Origin of the sequence: Nocardioides sp. URHA0032, from assembly GCF_000620645.1 — a bacterium.
GTDB lineage: Bacteria > Actinomycetota > Actinomycetes > Propionibacteriales > Nocardioidaceae > Nocardioides.
Map to the genome: position 1 here is coordinate 642,741 of NZ_KK211159.1, position 17,203 is coordinate 659,943.

The 17,203-nt window shown below is 71.2% G+C and carries 17 protein-coding genes; 6 read left to right on the plus strand and 11 right to left on the minus strand.

Going from position 1 to position 17,203, the window contains the following annotated elements:
- Positions 1 to 10: 10 nt before the first annotated feature.
- The gene (locus N538_RS0116870; protein WP_028638257.1) at positions 11 to 1,027 is read right to left on the minus strand and encodes a zinc-dependent alcohol dehydrogenase family protein; all 1,017 of its coding nucleotides are present in this window, start codon (positions 1,025 to 1,027) and stop codon (positions 11 to 13) included.
- A 114-nt stretch (positions 1,028 to 1,141) separates the two neighbouring features.
- On the opposite strand from N538_RS0116870, the gene N538_RS0116875 reads away from it, so the two are divergent.
- Complete coding sequence (locus N538_RS0116875; RefSeq protein ID WP_028638258.1) at positions 1,142 to 2,668, plus strand: helix-turn-helix domain-containing protein; 1,527 nt, start codon at positions 1,142 to 1,144, stop codon at positions 2,666 to 2,668.
- A gap of 218 nt (positions 2,669 to 2,886) precedes the next feature.
- On the opposite strand, the gene N538_RS0116880 is transcribed toward N538_RS0116875, so the two are convergent.
- On the minus strand, positions 2,887 to 3,159 hold the full coding sequence (locus N538_RS0116880; RefSeq protein ID WP_081790532.1) for a zf-TFIIB domain-containing protein: 273 nt from the start codon (positions 3,157 to 3,159) through the stop codon (positions 2,887 to 2,889).
- A gap of 68 nt (positions 3,160 to 3,227) precedes the next feature.
- On the opposite strand from N538_RS0116880, the gene N538_RS0116885 reads away from it, so the two are divergent.
- The 3 genes from N538_RS0116885 (at position 3,228) to N538_RS0116895 (ending at position 5,969) form a co-directional block, all read left to right on the plus strand.
- Positions 3,228 to 4,019, plus strand: coding sequence for a glycerophosphodiester phosphodiesterase (locus N538_RS0116885; protein WP_051549413.1), 792 nt, complete (start codon positions 3,228 to 3,230; stop codon positions 4,017 to 4,019).
- Complete coding sequence (locus tag N538_RS0116890) at positions 4,016 to 5,380, plus strand: MFS transporter (RefSeq protein WP_028638261.1); 1,365 nt, start codon at positions 4,016 to 4,018, stop codon at positions 5,378 to 5,380. Before N538_RS0116885 ends, N538_RS0116890 begins: the two co-directional genes overlap by 4 nt.
- 202 nt (positions 5,381 to 5,582) lie before the next feature.
- Positions 5,583 to 5,969, plus strand: a complete 387-nt coding sequence (locus N538_RS0116895; RefSeq protein ID WP_011756112.1) for an RNA polymerase-binding protein RbpA — start codon at positions 5,583 to 5,585, stop codon at positions 5,967 to 5,969.
- A gap of 10 nt (positions 5,970 to 5,979) precedes the next feature.
- On the opposite strand, the gene N538_RS0116900 is transcribed toward N538_RS0116895, so the two are convergent.
- The 7 genes from N538_RS0116900 to N538_RS0116935 form a co-directional block, all read right to left on the minus strand.
- Positions 5,980 to 6,447: an FxsA family protein gene (locus N538_RS0116900; RefSeq protein ID WP_036570818.1), complete on the minus strand. Its 468-nt coding sequence runs from the start codon at positions 6,445 to 6,447 to the stop codon at positions 5,980 to 5,982.
- Positions 6,444 to 7,187 carry a polyprenol monophosphomannose synthase gene (locus N538_RS0116905; RefSeq protein WP_028638263.1) on the minus strand — a complete coding sequence of 248 codons (744 nt, stop codon included), beginning with the start codon at positions 7,185 to 7,187 and terminating at the stop codon, positions 6,444 to 6,446. The genes N538_RS0116900 and N538_RS0116905 overlap by 4 nt, the downstream gene beginning before the upstream one ends.
- Complete coding sequence (gene lnt, locus N538_RS0116910; protein WP_036570819.1) at positions 7,184 to 8,758, minus strand: apolipoprotein N-acyltransferase; 1,575 nt, start codon at positions 8,756 to 8,758, stop codon at positions 7,184 to 7,186. Before lnt ends, N538_RS0116905 begins: the two co-directional genes overlap by 4 nt.
- Before the next feature lie 404 nt (positions 8,759 to 9,162).
- On the minus strand, positions 9,163 to 9,561 hold the full coding sequence (locus N538_RS0116920; RefSeq protein ID WP_028638266.1) for a hotdog domain-containing protein: 399 nt from the start codon (positions 9,559 to 9,561) through the stop codon (positions 9,163 to 9,165).
- Positions 9,558 to 10,301 carry an OAM dimerization domain-containing protein gene (locus tag N538_RS0116925; protein WP_028638267.1) on the minus strand — a complete coding sequence of 248 codons (744 nt, stop codon included), beginning with the start codon at positions 10,299 to 10,301 and terminating at the stop codon, positions 9,558 to 9,560. Before N538_RS0116925 ends, N538_RS0116920 begins: the two co-directional genes overlap by 4 nt.
- Entirely contained in the window at positions 10,298 to 11,899 is a 1,602-nt protein-coding gene (locus tag N538_RS0116930; RefSeq protein ID WP_028638268.1) for a lysine 5,6-aminomutase subunit alpha, read from the minus strand. The genes N538_RS0116925 and N538_RS0116930 overlap by 4 nt, the downstream gene beginning before the upstream one ends.
- Entirely contained in the window at positions 11,899 to 12,930 is a 1,032-nt protein-coding gene (locus tag N538_RS0116935) for an L-erythro-3,5-diaminohexanoate dehydrogenase (protein ID WP_028638269.1), read from the minus strand. The genes N538_RS0116930 and N538_RS0116935 overlap by 1 nt, the downstream gene beginning before the upstream one ends.
- Positions 12,931 to 13,002: 72 nt before the next feature.
- On the opposite strand from N538_RS0116935, the gene N538_RS0116940 reads away from it, so the two are divergent.
- Positions 13,003 to 14,469 (plus strand): KamA family radical SAM protein, encoded by a 1,467-nt coding sequence (locus tag N538_RS0116940; RefSeq protein WP_028638270.1) that lies wholly within the window; start codon positions 13,003 to 13,005, stop codon positions 14,467 to 14,469.
- Between the two features lie 178 nt (positions 14,470 to 14,647).
- Here N538_RS0116940 and N538_RS0116945 read toward each other — a convergent pair whose 3' ends face one another.
- Positions 14,648 to 15,100 (minus strand): Lrp/AsnC family transcriptional regulator, encoded by a 453-nt coding sequence (locus N538_RS0116945; protein ID WP_028638271.1) that lies wholly within the window; start codon positions 15,098 to 15,100, stop codon positions 14,648 to 14,650.
- A 57-nt stretch (positions 15,101 to 15,157) separates the two neighbouring features.
- On the opposite strand from N538_RS0116945, the gene N538_RS0116950 reads away from it, so the two are divergent.
- A complete protein-coding gene (locus N538_RS0116950) occupies positions 15,158 to 16,063 on the plus strand; it encodes a 5'-3' exonuclease (RefSeq protein ID WP_036570822.1) in 906 nt (301 codons plus the stop codon).
- 3 nt (positions 16,064 to 16,066) lie between these two features.
- On the opposite strand, the gene N538_RS0116955 is transcribed toward N538_RS0116950, so the two are convergent.
- Positions 16,067 to 17,200, minus strand: coding sequence for an FAD-dependent oxidoreductase (locus N538_RS0116955; protein ID WP_028638273.1), 1,134 nt, complete (start codon positions 17,198 to 17,200; stop codon positions 16,067 to 16,069).
- Positions 17,201 to 17,203: the final 3 nt, after the last annotated feature.

Here is a 17,203-nt window from a genome sequence, read left to right on the forward strand (position 1 = left end):
CCCGGTCCGGCTACGGCTCGATCAGCACCTTGATCGCGCGACGCTCGTCCATCGCGCGGTAGCCGTCGGCGACCTCCTCGAGGGGCAACGTCAGGTCGAACACCAGGCCCGGCTCGATGCGTCCGTCGAGCACCATCGCGAGCAGCTCGGGCATGTACTTGCGCGTCGGTGCCATGCCGCCCGCGAGGCCGATGTTGTCCACGAACATCCGCCGCACCGGCAGCTGCACGCCGTGCGGTGCGCCGACGAAGCCGACCCTCGAGCCGGGGCGGGCGATCTCGTACGCCGTCTTCATCGAGTCGTCGGTGCCGACGCACTCGAGCACGGCGTCGGCGCCGACTCCCCCCGTGATCTCCTTGATCGCCTCGACGCCCGCGTCGCCCCGCTCGGCCACGATGTGGGTGGCGCCGAACTTCCGGGCGACCTGCTGGCGCGGCTCGTGCCGCGACATGGCGACGATCGTCTCCGCGCCGAGCTCCCTCGCGGCCAGCACCCCGCACAGGCCGACCGCACCGTCACCGACCACGACCGCCGTACCCCCGGGGCGCACGCCGGCGGACACCGCCGCGTGCCACCCGGTCGGCATCACGTCGGAGATGGTGAGCACCGACGCCAGCAGGTCCTTGTCGGGCACGCCGTCGGTCTTCACGAGGCTGCCGTCGGCCTGGGTGACCCGGGCGTACTCGGCCTGGCCGCTCGACGTGAAGCCGAGGTTGTCGCAGGAGTTCTGGGCGCCGAACTCGCAGTGCGGACAGGTGTTGTCGCAGTGGTCGAACGGCACGACGACGAAGTCGCCGGGCCGGAACGCGCGCACCTCGGAGCCGACCTCCTCGATGACGCCGACGCACTCGTGCCCGATGGTGTCCCCGGCCGTGACCGGGTTCTCCCCCCGGTACGGCCAGAGGTCGGAGCCGCAGATGCAGCCCGCCACGATCTTGACGATGGCGTCGGTGGGCAGCTCGATGGTCGGGTCGGGGACGTCGCTGACGCGGATGTCGCGGGTACCGTGGATCGTCGTCGCTCGCATGGCGTCCATCCTTCCAGCCGGAGCCAGCCGACCCGGTGGCACTCCCCCGGACTCGCCCGCGACGACGGGGCCCGGGTGATTGCTTTATCTCACATGTGAGTTACCGTGGATTTCATGAGCGAGGGATACAAGAACCGGATCGGGAACCTCATCCGCGATGCCCGCAAGCACCGCGGACTGACCCAGCACCAGCTGGCCGACCTGCTCGGGACCAGCCAGAGCGCGATCAACCGGATCGAGAAGGGCCACCAGAACCTCTCGCTGGAGATGCTCGCCCGGATCGGGGCGGCGCTGGACTCCGAGATCGTCGCGGTCGGCGCGGGCCCCACCCATCTGCGGATCACCGGGCCGACCTCGCTCTCGGGCGAGATCACCGTCAAGACGTCCAAGAACGCCGGGGTCGCGCTGCTCTGCGCCACGCTGCTCAACCGCGGCCGGACCACGCTGCGCAAGGTCGCCCGGATCGAGGAGGTCAACCGCCTCATCGAGGTGCTCGCCAGCCTGGGCGTGCAGTGCCGCTGGCTCAACGACGACAACGACCTCGAGATCGTGCCGCCCCGCGAGCTCGACCTCGACCACGTCGACGCCGAGGCGGCGCGGCGTACCCGCTCGATCATCATGTTCCTCGGGCCGCTGCTGCACCGGGCGGACGTCTTCGAGCTGCCGTACGCCGGCGGCTGCGACCTCGGCACCCGCACCGTGGAGCCGCACATGGCGGCACTGCGGCCGTTCGGCCTCGAGGTGAAGGCGACCGACGGCAGCTACCACGCGTCGGTCAACCGGGCGATCGAGCCCGGCCGGCCGATCGTGCTCACCGAGCGCGGCGACACCGTCACCGAGAACGCGCTGATGGCGGCCGCCCTGCACCCGGGCACCACCGTGATCCGCAACGCCTCGTCGAACTACATGGTCCAGGACCTGTGCTTCTACCTGCAGCGGCTCGGCGTCGGCGTCGAGGGCATCGGGACCACGACGCTGACCGTCACCGGCCTGAGCGAGATCGACGTCGACGTCGACTACGCACCCAGCGAGGACCCGATCGAGGCGATGTCGCTGCTCGCCGCGGCGATCGTCACGAAGTCCTCGATCACCGTCCGCCGGGTGCCGATCGAGTTCATGGAGATCGAGCTCGCGCTGCTCGAGGAGATGGGCCTGCAGTACGACCGCTCCGAGGAGTACGTCGCCCTCAACGGTCACACCCGCCTGCTCGACATCACGACCAAGCCGTCCGAGCTGCACGCGCCGCTGGACAAGGTCCACCCGATGCCGTTCCCGGGCCTGAACATCGACAACCTGCCGTTCTTCGCGGTCATCGCCGCCGTCGCCGAGGGGCAGACGCTGCTGCACGACTGGGTGTACGAGAACCGGGCGATCTACCTGACCGACCTGAACAAGCTCGGCGCCAAGGTCAAGCTGCTCGACCCCCACCGGGTGATGATCGAGGGCCCCACGTCGTTCACCGGCACCGAGCTGGTCTGCCCGCCGGCGCTGCGCCCGGCCGTGGTGATCCTGCTCGCCATGCTCGCCTCCAAGGGCACCTCGGTGCTGCGGTCGACGTACGTCATCCACCGCGGCTACGAGGACCTCGCCGAGCGGCTCAACCAGCTCGGCGCCTCCATCGAGACGTTCCGCGACATCTGAGCGCGCCTCGCCCGAGCCCGCGAGGGCGAGGAGGGCCGCGCCAGGTCGAGTAGCCGCGCAAGCGAGGAACGAGCTCGCGGCCGGCGTATCGAGACCTCAGTCGTGGTCTCGATACGCTCGCTGGCGCTCGCGAGAGAGACCGACGAAGGGCCTCGCTGGCGAACGCTTCGGTGGTCGAGTAGCCCGTCGTGAGGGACGAGCGACGGGCGTATCGAGACCTAGTCGAACAGCGTCTCGACCCAGGCCCGCGGCGGGGTCTTGCCGGCGGGCGGGGCCGCCATGTCGGCGGTGATCCGCGGCATCGGGGCGGTGTGCTGTCCGGCGTGCCGGTGCCAGTCGCTCTCGGACTCGATGAGGGCTCCGAGGTCCGCGCGCGCGAGGAAGACCCCGTGGCCGTCCGGGCACAGGCTGACCTCGCCGTCGCCCAGCGACGCGCTGAGCGCCCGGGAGACCATCTCGGCGCCGCAACGAGGACAGGTCAAGCTCTCCATACGGTGACGCTACCGCCCCACCGGTCGCACCGCGCGGGCGACCGGCCGGGAATACTGCCCCCGTGGTCATGCGCACCGGGTACGCCTATCTCGACGACCCCGGGCCCGTGCTCGCGTTCGCGCACCGCGGCGGCGCCTACCACCCGGACGTGGAGGGGCTCGAGAACACCCTGGCGGCGTTCCAGCACGCGGTGGAGCTCGGCTACCGGAACCTGGAGACCGACGTCCACGTGACCCGCGACGGCGTGCTGCTCGCGTTCCACGACAGCGTGCTCGACCGGGTGACCGACCGGAAGGGCGAGATCGCGGCCCTCACGCTCGCCGAGGTCCGCGAGGCGCTGGTCGCCGGCCGGGAGGCGGTACCCACGCTGGCCGAGCTGTTCGACGCGTTCCCGACCGCCCGGTTCAACATCGACCTCAAGTCCGAGGGAGCCGTGCCGGTGCTGGCCGACTTCATCGCCGCCCGCGAGGCCTGGGACCGGGTCCTGGTCGGGTCCTTCTCCCGCCGGCGTACGACGCGGTTCCGCGACCTCACCGGCGGCCGGGTGGCGACCTGCGCGACGCCGGCGGAGATCGCGGCGTTCCGGCTGCTGCCGAGCGCCCGCCTGGCCGGCTGGCTCGCCGGCCGGCGGTTCCAGGCGTTCCAGGTGCCGCACCGGCGCGGGCCCGTGACCGTCGTGACGCCCGGGTTCGTACGCCGGGCGCACGCCGCCGGGCGGCACGTGCACGTGTGGACCATCGACGACCCCGACGAGATGCGCACCCTGCTCGACCGGGGCGTCGACGGCATCTTCACCGACCGCACCGACATACTCAGGGACGTGCTGATCGAGCGCGGCCGGTGGAGCGGTGCCCGGTGACCGTCACCCCGTCGACGCCGGAGCGCGTGCGCGAGCAGAAGGCCTGGTACTGGTACGACTGGGCGAACAGCGCCTATGTCACCACCACGGCCGCGGTGCTGTTCGCGCCGTACCTGACCTCAGTCGCGGAGAAGGCCGCCTGTGGCTACGTCACGGACGAGGACAAGCACCAGAAGTGCACCACCGACCTCCACGTCCTCGGCCTGGGCCTGTCGGCGGGCTCGCTGGTCTTCTACATCGTCACCGCGGCGACCATCCTGTCGGCGATCGTGCTGCCGATCGTCGGTGCCGTGGCCGACCGCAGCGGCAACAAGCCGCGACTGCTGGGCGTCTTCGCGTGGTCCGGCAGCGTCATGGCGATGCTGATGTTCCTCGTGGCCGGCTCGAACTGGGAGCTCGGCGCACTGCTCCTGCTGGTCGCGTCGCTGTTCCTCGGGGCCAGCCTGGTGGTCTACGACTCGCTGCTGGTCGACATCGCCGAGCCGGACGACCGGGACCGGGTGTCGTCGCGCGGGTGGGCGCTCGGCTACCTCGGCGGCGGCATCCTGCTCGCGCTGAACTTCGGACTGCTGACCGTCCTGAGCGACCACACCGAGACGGCGGTGCGGATCAGCCTCCTGTCGGCGGGCCTCTGGTGGGCGGCGTTCACGCTGATCCCGGTGCGTGGCATCCGTGCCCGCCCGCCCGTGAACCCGGTCGCCGAGCCCGGCGGACTCGTGCAGGCGAGCTTCGGGCAGCTGTGGCGGACCCTCAAGGACCTGCGCCGCTATCCGGTCACGCTGACGTTCCTGGTCGCCTACCTGTTCTACAACGACGGCATCCAGACGGTGATCTACGCCGCGTCCGTGTACGGCGAGAAGCAGCTCGGCTTCGAGAAGAGCACCGTGCTGCTGGCCTTCCTCGTCGTCCAGTTCGTCGGGATCGCCGGCGCGCTGTGGTTCGGCAGGGTCGCGCGCACCCGGGGCGCGTACCGGGTGATCGTCGTCGGCCTGTTCGTCTGGCTGCTCGTGGTCGTGGCCGGCTGGCTCACCCCCGACCGGAACCTGCCGGCCTTCCTGGTCCTCGCGGTGGCGATCGGCATCGTCCTCGGCGGCACCCAGGCACTGTCGCGGTCCTTCTACAGCCAGCTCATCCCGCGGGGCCGCGAGGCCGAGTACTTCTCGCTCTACCAGGCCTGCGAGCGGGGCACGAGCTGGATCGGCACCCTCATCTTCGGCCTGGTGCACCAGTGGACCGACTCCTACCGGCCGGCGCTCCTCGCCCTCGTGGTCCTGTTCGCGGTCGGCATCGCGTTCCTGCTCCGGGTGGACCCCCGGCGCGGCGTCGAGGAGGCCGGCAACCCGATCCCCCGGGTGATCTGAGAACCGGCTGTGAAACCGGTCTCGCCCACGATTCCCGGAATCTTCGGGGGGCCCGTACCGTTGAAGCGGTTGAGACGTCGACGAACTGGGTACGACACGTACCGGGATGCGGTGTTGGTGCGGGCGTGAGAACCATGTCATGAACGCCGGCTGAGTCCGTCTCGGACAGCACACGGGGGAACACAAGATCGGGAGGTGGCTCATGGCAGAGCGCACACTGCGTGGAGCGCGGCTCGGGGGCCAGAGTTTCGAGGACGAGCGCGGCATTGAGTTCGCCGCTCGCCAGCAGGTCGGTTACCGGTGCCCGCAGGGGCACGAGTTCGAGATCACGATGTCGGTCGAGGCCGACGTCCCCGCCGTCTGGGAGTGCCCGCGGTGTGGTGCCGAGGCGCTCAGCGTCTCCGGGATCCAGCCCGAGGCGAAGGCAGAGAAGCCGGCCCGGACGCACTGGGACATGCTCCTCGAGCGGCGCTCGGAGAAGGAGCTCGAGGACATCCTCAAGGAGCGGCTGCAGCTGCTCCGCGACGGTGAGATCGGGCCCGCCCACCTGCACCGCGCGAACCAGAAGAAGCGCAAGGCGACCGCCTGACGGTCCGCCGTCAGTCGTCGTCGACGACCTCGCCCCGGACGACCGGGCCATCCGGCCCGCGTCCGGGGCGTGTCACGTCCAGGGCCATCCGCCGCGCCACCAGCGCCGCGAGCGCCCGGCGGAACACCGGTCGGGTGAACGGCAGGATCAGCAGGATGCCGAACGCGTCGGTCACGAACCCCGGCGCGAGCATCAGGGTGCCGCCGACCAGGATGAGGGCACCGTCCGCGAGCTCCCGGGCCGGCATCCGCGCCTCGTCGATCGCGGACCGCAGCGCCCGCCAGGCGCGGCCCCCCTCCCGCTTGATCAGCCACGTTCCGAAGATGCTGTCGGCGACCAGCAGCAGGATGGTCCACCAGGCCCCGATCACCTGGCCGACCTGGATGATCACGTAGATCTCGAGGATCGGCACCACGATGAAGACGGTGAACAGTGCCACCGTCAGCACTCCGCGGCGCTTGCGCGCGACCGGGCTCATCGCCGGCGCCAGGCTCGGCGTACCTGGTCGCGGCGCTCGCGCAGGCCCCAGGCCGTGATCCGCTTCAGCGACTCGGTCGCGACCGCGCCGCTCATCTTCGAGTCGCCACGGACCCGCTCCACGAACTCGATCGGGACCTCCTCGACGACCAGCCCGGCGGCGAGCGTGCGGGCCACCATGTCGGTCTGGAACACGTACCCGGTGGACTGCACCGACTCGAGGTCGATCTTCTCCAGTGCCGTGCGCCGGAACAAGCGGAACCCGGCGGTCGCGTCGCGGACCGCGATGCCCAGGAGCAGCCGCACGTAGAGGTTGCCGCCGCGCGAGAGCAGCTCTCGGTTCAGCGGCCAGTTCACGACCGAGCCGCCGGGGACCCACCGCGACCCGATCACGAGGTCGGCGTGCTCGAGGGCCTCCAGCAGCAGGTGCAGCTGCTCGGGCTGGTGCGAACCGTCGGCGTCCATCTCGCCGATCACGTCGTACCCGGCGTCCAGCGCGACCCGGAAGCCGTGCAGGTAGGCGGCGCCGAGCCCGGCCTTGGCACGGCGGTGCACGACGCGTACGGCGGGGTCCTCCGCGGCCAGCTCGTCGGCGATCGCGCCCGTGCCGTCCGGGGAACCGTCGTCGACGACGAGCACGTCCACCTCCGGCTGCGCGGCACGCAGTCGGCCCACGATCCAGGCGAGGTTCTCGGCCTCGTCGTAGGTGGGGACCACGACGACCACGCGTCCCAGGCTCACCCGTCCGTCCCTTCGCTCACTGCGGCGGCGACCGGGACGTCGGCGTCCGGGCGGCCGTCGTCCTCGGCCTGCTGCCGGTTCCGGTGCCGACGATACGGGAGCCCGGATGAGCGGACGGTGAAGAGCAGGCCGATCACCGTCAAGGCGACCAGGAACCGGCCGGGCCAGGCCCCCATCCGCACCGCCGGGGTGATGCCCGACTCGAGCCCCACCTTCTCGACCAGCACGTCCTGGGTGCGCGGCGCCGCGCTGGCGACGACGGAGCCGTCCGGCGCGATCACCCCGGTGATGCCGTTCGTCGAGGAGACCACCAGCCAGCGTCCGGTCTCGATCGCGCGGAGCCGGGTGATGGCGAACTGCTGCTCGATCTGGTCGGTGTGGATGAACGTCGCGTTGCTCGTCTGCACCGTCAGCAGCTGGGCGCCGCGCGAGACCTGGTCGTAGATGCCGTCGTCGTAGGCGACGTCGAAGCAGATGGAGTCGCCCACGGCGACGCCCGCGACGTGCAGTGGCTCCTTGCGGTCGCCGCTGACCATGTCGCGCCCGACCATGGTGAGGCGGCCGATCTGCAGGTCGTCGAGGTAGCTGCGGAACGGGATGTACTCGCCGAACACCACGGGGTGGCGCTTGGTGTAGCGGTCCCCCGCCCCGGTGGTCGGATCCCACACGATCCCCTGGTTCAGCACGTGGTCGGGCCCGCCGTCGACGATCGCGCCGACCAGGATCGGTACGCCGATCGCCTCGCTGGCCGCGCGGATGGCGCTGTTCGTCTGCGCGTCGCGGAACGGGTCGATCGCGGTGGAGTTCTCCGGCCACAGGACGAAGTCGGGCCGGGGCTCGTCGCCGGCCTGCACGTCCCGGGCCAGCTGCACGGTCACGTCGACCTGGTTCTGGGTGACCTGCCGGTAGTCGTAGAGGATGTCGTCGCCGTTGCCGGGCACGTCTCCCTGCACGGCCGCGACCGTGATCTCGGACTCCGGCGTCGACGTCCACGGGAGCGCGACCGGCACGATGGACACGGCGACCAGGCCGCCGAGCGCGGCGGCCGCGATCCACCGCTCCCTGCCGCGGGCGACGACCAGCGACGCCAGCAGGGTCCCGCTCAGCGCGAGCAGGAAGCTCACCCCGGTCGAGCCGACCCACGGCAGCGCCTTCGCCACCGGTGTGTCGACGACGGCGAACCCGAGACGTCCCCACGGCATGCCGCTGAACGGCCAGTTGCTGTAGGTCAGCTCGGTGACCACCCATGCTCCGGCAACCCACACGGGCCAGGCCCGGTGCCGGTGCAGCAGTGCCGTGACCACGCCGAGCGCCGCGAAGAAGAGCGACTGCCAGATCGCCAGCACCACCCAGGCGTCGGGCCCCACGGTGCGCATCCAGAACAGCAGGACCAGCTCGAACCCGAGGCCGAACGCCAGGCCCGGGATCCACCCGCTGCGCAGCCGCAGACCGCGGGAGCACAGCACGAACGCCGCCACCGCGAACGGGATCACGACCGGCATCGCGACGGGCTCGAACGCGAGCGACAGCACCACGCCGGCGGCGAGGGCGACCAGCACGCGAAGAGCCATGCAGGAAAAATACCGGGAGACCGGCTGCGAGCGTTCGGAAGGGACCCACACCCTTCGTACCAGTCCGTCCGAGACCGGCTGCCGCGGACGATCTGTTGTCTAGGGGACGTGGGTCCCTTCCGAGTCCGACCTCGGGGGCGGACCGACCTCCGCGAACCAGGTCGGACGGATGGCTGGCACTTCCACCCTCCGACACGGCCACTCGGACGTCGGTTCGCCGACCACGATCTGCATGGGCGAACGCCGCACACACTGAGACGTGGCACCGGCCTCCGTCAAGAGGCGGCTGACCTGCACGAATACGAGAAACCGCAGGTCAGCCGGGGTGATCCCGATCACGAAATCTCCCGAGAATCTCTCCAGGTGCGCGGCGTGTCTAGCGCGCCGCGCCGCACCACCGTCCGCTATGCGGGGACGACGACCGTACCGGTCGCGGTCGTCGCCACGATCGGCTCGGCCAGCAGGACAGCGGCTCCGGGCTTCTCGGCCGTCGCCGCCCCCCGGGCGACGACGTGCACGGTGAACTCCAGGACCCGGGAACGGGTCCCGGCCCGGACCAGCTCGCACGTGATCTCGAGGACGTCGCCGGCCCGGACCGGCGCCTTGAACTGGACGTCGGCGTACGACGCGAACAGTCCCTCGTCGCCGTCGGTGCGGATGCACATCTCGGTGGCGACGTCGCCGAACAGGCCCAGGCTGTAGGCGCCGTCCACGAGGTTGCCGGCGTAGTGCGCGTGGGAGTACGGCACGTAGCGGCGGTGCACGACCTTGGTGCCGACCTCGGGGGATGACCCTGCGCTCATGCGACTGCGTCCTTCGTGGTGAGGCGGTGGACGAGGTACGAAGCGACCTCACCCGGTGTGGTGCCGCGGCTGAAGACCCGGTCGACGCCGAGCTCCGCGGCCTGCGCCTCGTCGAACCGGGGACCGCCGACGATCAGCAGGGGCCTGCGGTCGGAGGGGTAGGACTCCCGGAACGCCGCGGACATCTCCCGGGTGTTGAGCAGGTGTGCGTCGCGCTGGGTGACGACCTGGGACACCAGCACGGCGTCCGCCTTCTCCGCGCGGGCCCGCTCGACCAGCTCCGGGACCGAGACCTGCGCTCCGAGGTTCACGACCTTGAGCTCGCGGTAGTACTCCAGCCCCTTCTCCCCTGCGAACCCCTTGATGTTGAGGATCGCGTCGATGCCGACGGTGTGGGCGTCGGTGCCGATGCAGCCACCCACGACGACCAGCCGGCGCCGCAGCGCGCGCTTGATCGCGGCGTTCGCCTCCTTGGGGGTCAGCAGAGGGTAGTCGCGCTCGACGACCTCGACCTCGTCGAGGTTCACCAGGTGGTTCACCCGGCCGTAGACGACGAAGAAGGTGAAGTCGGGGCCCATCGGCTTGGCGTGCACGACCAGGGCCGGGTCGATGCCCATCTTGCGGGCGAGCTGGGCGGCCGCGCCCTCGGCGACCTTGGAGTGCGGGACGGGCAGGGTGAAGCTCACCTGCACCATGCCGTCGCCGGTGGTGTCGCCGTACGGCCGGACGATCGTGCTCATCCGCGCTCCTCGAGGATCTCGCTGGCGGGGTTGTAGTAGGCCCTCGACCTGCGGGCCACGCCCTCCAGGCCCTTGCCGCGGTCCGCAGGTCGCTTCATCAGCCCGAACGTGCCGTCGGCGATGGCCGCCAGCAGCGGCGGGTCGCCGGCCTCGTCGGTGTCGCCGACGATCCGGTCGAGCAGCTCGATCGTCTCGGCAAGCACCTGGTTCGCGCGCTGGACGATGAACCCGTCCGGCCTCGGCCGGAAGTCCTCGTGCAGCTGGCCCGCCGCGTCCATCACGTAGCGCACGTTCTGCAGCGCCAGGTCGCGGTCGGACAGCCACGGCGTCACGACCGCCTCGGTCATCATGCCGACGAGCAGGATGCCCTGACCGGTGAGGGCGCCGACCAGGTTGAAGAAGCCGTCCAGCAGGTAGCCGCGGAAGACGTCGCCGGTCATGTGCCGGGTGGGCGGCATCCACTTGAGCGGCGCATCGGGGAAGAGCTCCCGGGCGAGCAGCGCGTGCGCGAGCTCCAGGCGGAAGGAGTCCGGTACGTCGGGGTCGATCTCGAAGGCGTGGCCGAGCCCGAGCTGCCAGTTCTCGAGGCCGGCCTCCTTGGCGAAGTACTCGTTGAGCAGCTGGCTCGTGGTGACCGTGTGCGCGGCGTCCACCGCGTCCGCAGTGGTGAGGTAGTTGTCCTCGCCGGTGTTGATGATGATGCCGGCGCGGGCGTGGACCTGGCGGCTGAAGCGCTGGTCGACGAAGGTGCGGACCGGGTTGATGTCGCGGAACAGGATCCCGTACATCGAGTCGTTGAGCATCATGTCGAGCCGCTCGAGGCCGGCGAGGGCGGCGATCTCCGGCATGCACAGCCCGGAGGCGTAGTTCGTGAGCCGGACGTAGCGCCCGAGCTCCTTGCTGGTCTCGTCGAGGGCCGCGCGCATCAGGCGGAAGTTCTCCTGCGTCGCGTAGGTGCCGGCGAAGCCCTCGCGGGTCGCGCCCTCCGGGACGAAGTCGAGCAGGCTCTGGCCGGTGGAGCGGATCACGGCGATGACGTCGGCGCCCTCCCGCGCGGCCGCCTGGGCCTGCGGGATGTCCTCGTAGATGTCGCCGGTCGCGACGATCAGGTAGATCCACGGCTTCCGCGGGGCGTCGCCGAACCGCTTGATCAGCCGCTCGCGCTCGGCGCGGCGGGCGTCGATGCGCCTGATCCCCCGGCCGACCTGCGTGCGGGACGCCCGTCGGGCACGCTCGGCGTCCCTGCCCTCGGGTAGCCGGAAGCGGACCGAGCCGGCCGACGCCTTCTGGGCGAGGGTGGCGAGGTCGTCGGCCTCGCCGCGCAGGAGCGCGTCCCAGACCGGCAGCGCGACGCCGTGCCCGAAGCCGCCGTCCTGGGCGAGGTCGGCGCGCACGACGTCGAGGAGGCGGTTGACCCACGGCGTACCGTCCGGGTCGGCGCCCTCGAGGCCGGCCAGCCGCAGCGTGGCCCGCTCGACGGCGACGGTCGTGTGCTTCCTGGCCATCGTCACGATCGGGCGGCCCGCCTTGCGGGCCAGGGACCGCGCGTGCCGGACCGTGGCCGGGTCGAGGTCGAGCTTGCCCCGCTGCCTCACCATCAGAGCCTCCCTTCGAACAGGCCGCGCACGCCGGGGGTCTCCCGCAGGAGCTCCAGGGCGTACGCCGCGTGGCCCGACGCGTAGCCGTTGCCCACCAGCATGGTGACATCCGCGGCCAGGCCCTCGGCGCCGAGTGCCGCCGCGGAGAAGGAGGTGGCCATCGAGAAGAAGACGACGGTGCCGCGGTCGGCGGTCGCCAGGATCGCCCCGCCCTCGCAGCCGGGGACGTCGACGCAGACGACGGTGACGTCGGCGGGGCCGCCGGCGGCCGCCACCGCGTCGCGGAGCGCGATCGGGTCGCGGGCGTCGGCGACCGCCACGGCGTCGGCGAGGCCCGCGTCGGCGAGCAGGTCGGCCTCGGCCTGGTGCGGGACGACGCCGATGGTGCGCCGGGCGCCGGCCCGGCGGGCGGCCGCGAGGCTCAGCGACCCGGACTTGCCGGCGCCGCCGACCACGGCGACGACGGGCTGCGGGTAGCCCTCGACGACGCGGGCGGTCAGCGCCGGGGCGCCGCAGACGTCCATGACCGACAGGCTGAGCTCGGCGGGCAGGTCGTCGGGGAGCACCGCGGCGATGGAGCGGCCGAACAGCACGGCGTACCCGTCGCACGGCACCTGCTCCCCCAGCCCGTCCCAGCGCTCGAGCCCGTCCTCGATGACCAGCGGCGTGAGCGTGAGCGAGACCAGCGTGGCGACCCGGTCGCCGACGGCCAGGCCCAGGGGCGACTCCGGGCCGACCTCCTCGACGGTGCCGACCAGCATGCCGCCCGAGCCGGTCTCGGGGTTCTGCATCTTGCCGCGGGTGCCGACGATCTCGAGCACCTCTGCGCGGACAGCGTCGCCATCTCCCCCGTGCTTCCGCTCCAGCTGCCGGAACGACGCCGCGTCCAGGTTGAGGCGCTCGACCCCGATCCGGACCTCGTCGGGCCACAGCTCGCGGCGGGTGTCGAGGCGGTCCGCGGCCTGGGGCAGCCGGACCTCGTCGTCCAGGACACGGTGCAGACCGGTCGGGTCGCTGGGAACGTCTCGCATAACCGAAGCCTAACGAAAGATTCTCCGGCGTGGCATTCGACAGGCCGGAGAATCGCCGCCTACAGTGGAGGAATGAGCATCGAGACCTCCATCGCCTCGCTGATCGAGCACGATTCGGGCCAGCCGTACCCCTACGCGCGTGTCGAGCTCGTCGAGCCGGACTGGACCCGGTTCCCGGGCTGGAAGGACGTCACCACCGCGGAGTGGGAGTCGGTGCAGTGGCAGCGCGCCCACTGCGTCAAGAACGTCCGGCAGCTGCGCGAGCTGATGGGCGACCTGCTCGACGAGCGGTTCTACGCCGACCTCGAGCGGGACCAGGCCGAGCGGGCGACGATGTCGATGCTCGTGCCGCCGCAGATGATGAACACGATGGTGCCCCACGCCGTACCCGCCGGCCCGGGGTCGCTGACCGAGGAGTTCTACGCCGACCCGGTCCGGCACTACATGATCCCGGTGTTCTCCGACCGGCGCACCGACTGGTCCTCGCACCCGCACGCGACCCGCGACTCGCTGCACGAGCACGACATGTGGGTCGCCGAGGGCCTCACGCACCGGTACCCGACCAAGGTGCTCGCCGAGCTGCTCCCCACCTGCCCGCAGTACTGCGGGCACTGCACCCGGATGGACCTGGTCGGCAACTCGACCGCGGTCATCGACAAGCTCAAGTTCGTCGGGAAGCCGAACGACCGGCTCGGCGAGATGCTCGACTACCTCCGGCGTACGCCCCAGGTGCGCGACGTGGTCGTCTCCGGCGGCGACGTGGCGAACATGCCCTGGCCGCGGCTCGAGGACTTCCTCACCCAGCTGCTGGAGATCGAGAACATCCGCGACATCCGGCTCGCCACCAAGGCGCTGGTGGGACTCCCCCACCACTGGCTGCAGGACGACGTCGTCGAGGGCATGACCCGGATCGGGTCGCTGTCGCGCTCGCGCGGCGTGTCGGTCGCGATCCACACCCACGCGAACCACGCCAACTCGATCACCCCCCTCGTCGCGAAGGCGACCCGCGCCATGCTGGACGCGGGCATCCGCGACGTCCGCAACCAGGGCGTGCTGCTCAACGGCGTGAACGCCGACCCGCACGCCCTGCTCGACCTGTGCTTCCGGCTCCTCGACGGCGCGCAGATCATGCCCTACTACTTCTACATGTGCGACATGATCCCGTTCTCGGAGCACTGGCGGGTCTCGGTCGCCGACGCGCAGAAGCTGCAGCACCACATCATGGGCTACCTGCCGGGCTTCGCGACCCCGCGGATCGTCTGCGACGTGCCGTTCGTCGGCAAGCGTTGGGTGCACCAGCTCGCGGCCTACGACACCGAGCGCGGCATCTCGTACTGGACGAAGAACTACCGGACCTCGATCGAGGCGAGCTCCGAGGACGCGCTGTCGAGGACGTACGAGTACTACGACCCGATCCACACCCTCCCCGCAGCCGGCCAGGAGTGGTGGGCCCAGCACGCCGACCTCGACTCCTCCGCCCTCAAGGCGGCCGAGGTCGCCGAGGCATCGCGTCGTACGGCGGCGTTGCAGGCCTGGTGACCGGCGGCCGGCGGCCTGCCCCCGGGCTGCTGGAAATGACGCGGATTGGTCACCAACCGCAGGTGGGAGCGCTCCCGATCTGCGGTTGGTGACCAATCCGCGGCAGCGGCGCGGTGCATGCACCCCCCGGCAGGCTGCTGGACGACACGGGCCCTGCAGCCCGGACCTCGCCGACGAGTCAGCCGATCGGGCGGCCCTCGTACGGCGTGGAGAGCACGATGGTGGTGCGCGTGGACACGTTGGCGGCTGCGCGGATCCGGGCCAGCAGGTCCTCGAGGTCGGTCGGGGTCGAGACGCGGACCTTGAGGATGTAGGACTCGTCACCGGCGACCGACCAGCAGGACTCGATCTCGGGGACGCCGCGGAGCCGCTCCGGGGAGTCGTCGGGCTGCGAGGCGTCGATCGGGCGGATCGAGATGAACGCCGTGAGCGGGAGCCCGAGCTGCGCGTGGTCGACGGTGGCGACGTAGCCGGTGATCAGCCCGCGCGACTCCAGCCGCTTGACGCGCTGGTGGACCGCGGAGGTGGAGAGCCCGGTGGCCTTGCCGAGGTCGGTGAACGACATCCGTCCGTCGTTGGCGAGCAGCTCCAGGATCTTCCGGTCCGTCGCCTCGAGCTCTGACTGGGTCACGCGGTGAGCGTAGCGGCCCGTGGCAGGATCTGGTCCGTGACGCAGCCCGGACGACTGATGCTCCTCGACACCGCCTCGATGTACTTCCGGGCCTTCTTCGGCGTGCCGGAGATCAAGGGACCCGACGGTACGCCGGTGAACGCGGTCCGCGGGCTCCTCGACTTCATCTCCCGGCTGGTGGGTGACTACCGGCCCACCGACCTGGTCTGCTGCTGGGACGAGGACTGGCGCCCGCAGTGGAGGGTGGACCTGCTGCCGTCCTACAAGGCGCACCGCGTGGTGGCCGAGCGGGAGGGCGCGCCGGACGTGGAGGAGGTGCCCGACCCGCTCGAGGTGCAGGTGCCGATCATCCGCGAGGTGCTCGACGCGTTCGGGATCACCGTTGTCGGCATGGCCGGCTACGAGGCCGACGACGTGATCGGCTCGCTGGCCTCCCAGGCCGACCAGCCCGTCGACATCGTCACCGGCGACCGCGACCTGTTCCAGCTCGTCGACGACCAGCGCGACGTCCGCGTCCTCTACATCGCCCGCGGCGTCGGCAACCACGAGCGGGTCACCAACGACTGGGTCCGCACCAAGTACGGCGTCGACGCGCGGCAGTACGCCGACTTCGCCACGCTGCGTGGCGACGCCTCGGACGGGCTGCCCGGCGTCGCCGGGGTCGGCGAGAAGACCGCCGCGACGCTGCTGGGGCGGTTCGGCGACATGGACGGCATCATCGCGGCAGCCCTCGATCCGGGCTCCGACCTGGCTCCGGGACCGCGCGGCAGGCTCAAGGCGGCGGCGGCGTACCTCGAGGTGGCCCCGCAGGTCGTCGCGGTCGCCCGCGACCTCGACCTCGGCGCGCCCGCGACGACGCTCCCCCGCGAGCCGAAGGACCTCCCGCGGGTGGCCGAGCTCGGTCAGCGCTGGGGCCTGGAGAGTCCCGTGCAGCGACTGACCGAGGTGCTCTGCTCCGGTTGACCCTCAGCGCAGCATCTCGTCGACGACGATCTTCGCTGCCGACGGGCAGCCCTTGGTGAACCCGTAGAACGGCCCGAAGTCGCGGGTGGCGAGGAAGCCGACGGTGTAGAGCCCGGGCAGGGTGGTCTCGAACCCCTCGGACAGGTCGGGGAAGCCGTCCGTGACGCCTATCCGGTCGAGGACGCCACCGAGGTACGGAACCCGGGCGACGTCCGGCTTGTACCCGGACGCGAACACCACGTGGTCGACCTCGAGCGCCGAGCCGTCGGAGAGCGTCAGCGTGACGGGCCCGTCCCCCGCGACGGCGGTCACGGCGGTCTCGGGGTGGCTGGTCACGACGTCCGGGCGCAGCCGGGGCACCAGCCAGTGCTCGAGCGTCAGCCGGCCGACCTCCCAGAACTGCTGGGCGATCGCCGCACGCTCCTCCGCCGTGAGGCCGCGCCACCAGCCGCGGTGCGCGAGCGTCTGGTCGACGTGGGCGTCGACGAACTTCCAGCTGACCTTCTCGAACGCCGGGGTCGGGTGCCGGTGCACCACGTCGACCCGGGACGCGCCGTGGTCGCAGAGCAGCGCAGCCCACTCGTACGCGCTCTGCCGGCCCCCGATGACCGCCACCCGCGCCCCGGACAGGTCCTCGAAGGTCACCCGGTCGACCGTGTGCGAGCGGTGCGCCTCGGGGATGCGGTCGTGCCAGGCCGGGAGCTGCGCGAAGAAGCCGACGCCGGGTGCGGCGACGACCTTGTCGGCCTCGATGCTGGTGCCGTCCGCCATCGCGGCCACGAACGTGCCGTTCGGCCTGGTCAGGTCGGCGACCAGTCGCTGGTCGGCGACGATCCCCTTCCGCGCGGCGAACCAGTCGGTGTGGTCGAGGAACACCGAGATCGGGATCGGGTCGTGCTCGGCCGGGTCGAGTCCACGCTCCTCGAAGAACGCGGTGAAGGTGTCCTCACGGTTCGCGTCGAGGTACCAGTCCGGGCCGGAGCGCAGGTACATGTCCTGCGGCATCCGGTCGCGCCAGAACGACATCGGGATCCCGACCACGTGCGTGTCGACGCCGCGGTCGCGTGCGTACGCCGCGGCGGCGTAGGCGTAGGGGCCGGCCCCGATGACCAGGAGGTCCGTCCGAGTGTCGGGCATGCC

Coding starts and splice junctions, on each gene's coding strand:
- N538_RS0116930 (WP_028638268.1), bottom strand. CDS start 11,899: ATGGTGAGGCAGCGGGGCAAGCTCGACCTCGACCCGGCCACGGTCCGG.
- N538_RS0116955 (WP_028638273.1), bottom strand. CDS start 17,200: ATGCCCGACACTCGGACGGACCTCCTGGTCATCGGGGCCGGCCCCTAC.
- N538_RS0116950 (WP_036570822.1), top strand. CDS start 15,158: ATGCTCCTCGACACCGCCTCGATGTACTTCCGGGCCTTCTTCGGCGTG.
- N538_RS0116935 (WP_028638269.1), bottom strand. CDS start 12,930: ATGCGAGACGTTCCCAGCGACCCGACCGGTCTGCACCGTGTCCTGGAC.
- N538_RS0116870 (WP_028638257.1), bottom strand. CDS start 1,027: ATGCGAGCGACGACGATCCACGGTACCCGCGACATCCGCGTCAGCGAC.
- N538_RS0116885 (WP_051549413.1), top strand. CDS start 3,228: ATGCGCACCGGGTACGCCTATCTCGACGACCCCGGGCCCGTGCTCGCG.
- N538_RS0116895 (WP_011756112.1), top strand. CDS start 5,583: ATGGCAGAGCGCACACTGCGTGGAGCGCGGCTCGGGGGCCAGAGTTTC.
- N538_RS0116940 (WP_028638270.1), top strand. CDS start 13,003: ATGAGCATCGAGACCTCCATCGCCTCGCTGATCGAGCACGATTCGGGC.
- lnt (WP_036570819.1), bottom strand. CDS start 8,758: ATGGCTCTTCGCGTGCTGGTCGCCCTCGCCGCCGGCGTGGTGCTGTCG.
- N538_RS0116920 (WP_028638266.1), bottom strand. CDS start 9,561: ATGAGCGCAGGGTCATCCCCCGAGGTCGGCACCAAGGTCGTGCACCGC.
- N538_RS0116925 (WP_028638267.1), bottom strand. CDS start 10,301: ATGAGCACGATCGTCCGGCCGTACGGCGACACCACCGGCGACGGCATG.
- N538_RS0116900 (WP_036570818.1), bottom strand. CDS start 6,447: ATGAGCCCGGTCGCGCGCAAGCGCCGCGGAGTGCTGACGGTGGCACTG.
- N538_RS0116880 (WP_081790532.1), bottom strand. CDS start 3,159: ATGGAGAGCTTGACCTGTCCTCGTTGCGGCGCCGAGATGGTCTCCCGG.
- N538_RS0116875 (WP_028638258.1), top strand. CDS start 1,142: ATGAGCGAGGGATACAAGAACCGGATCGGGAACCTCATCCGCGATGCC.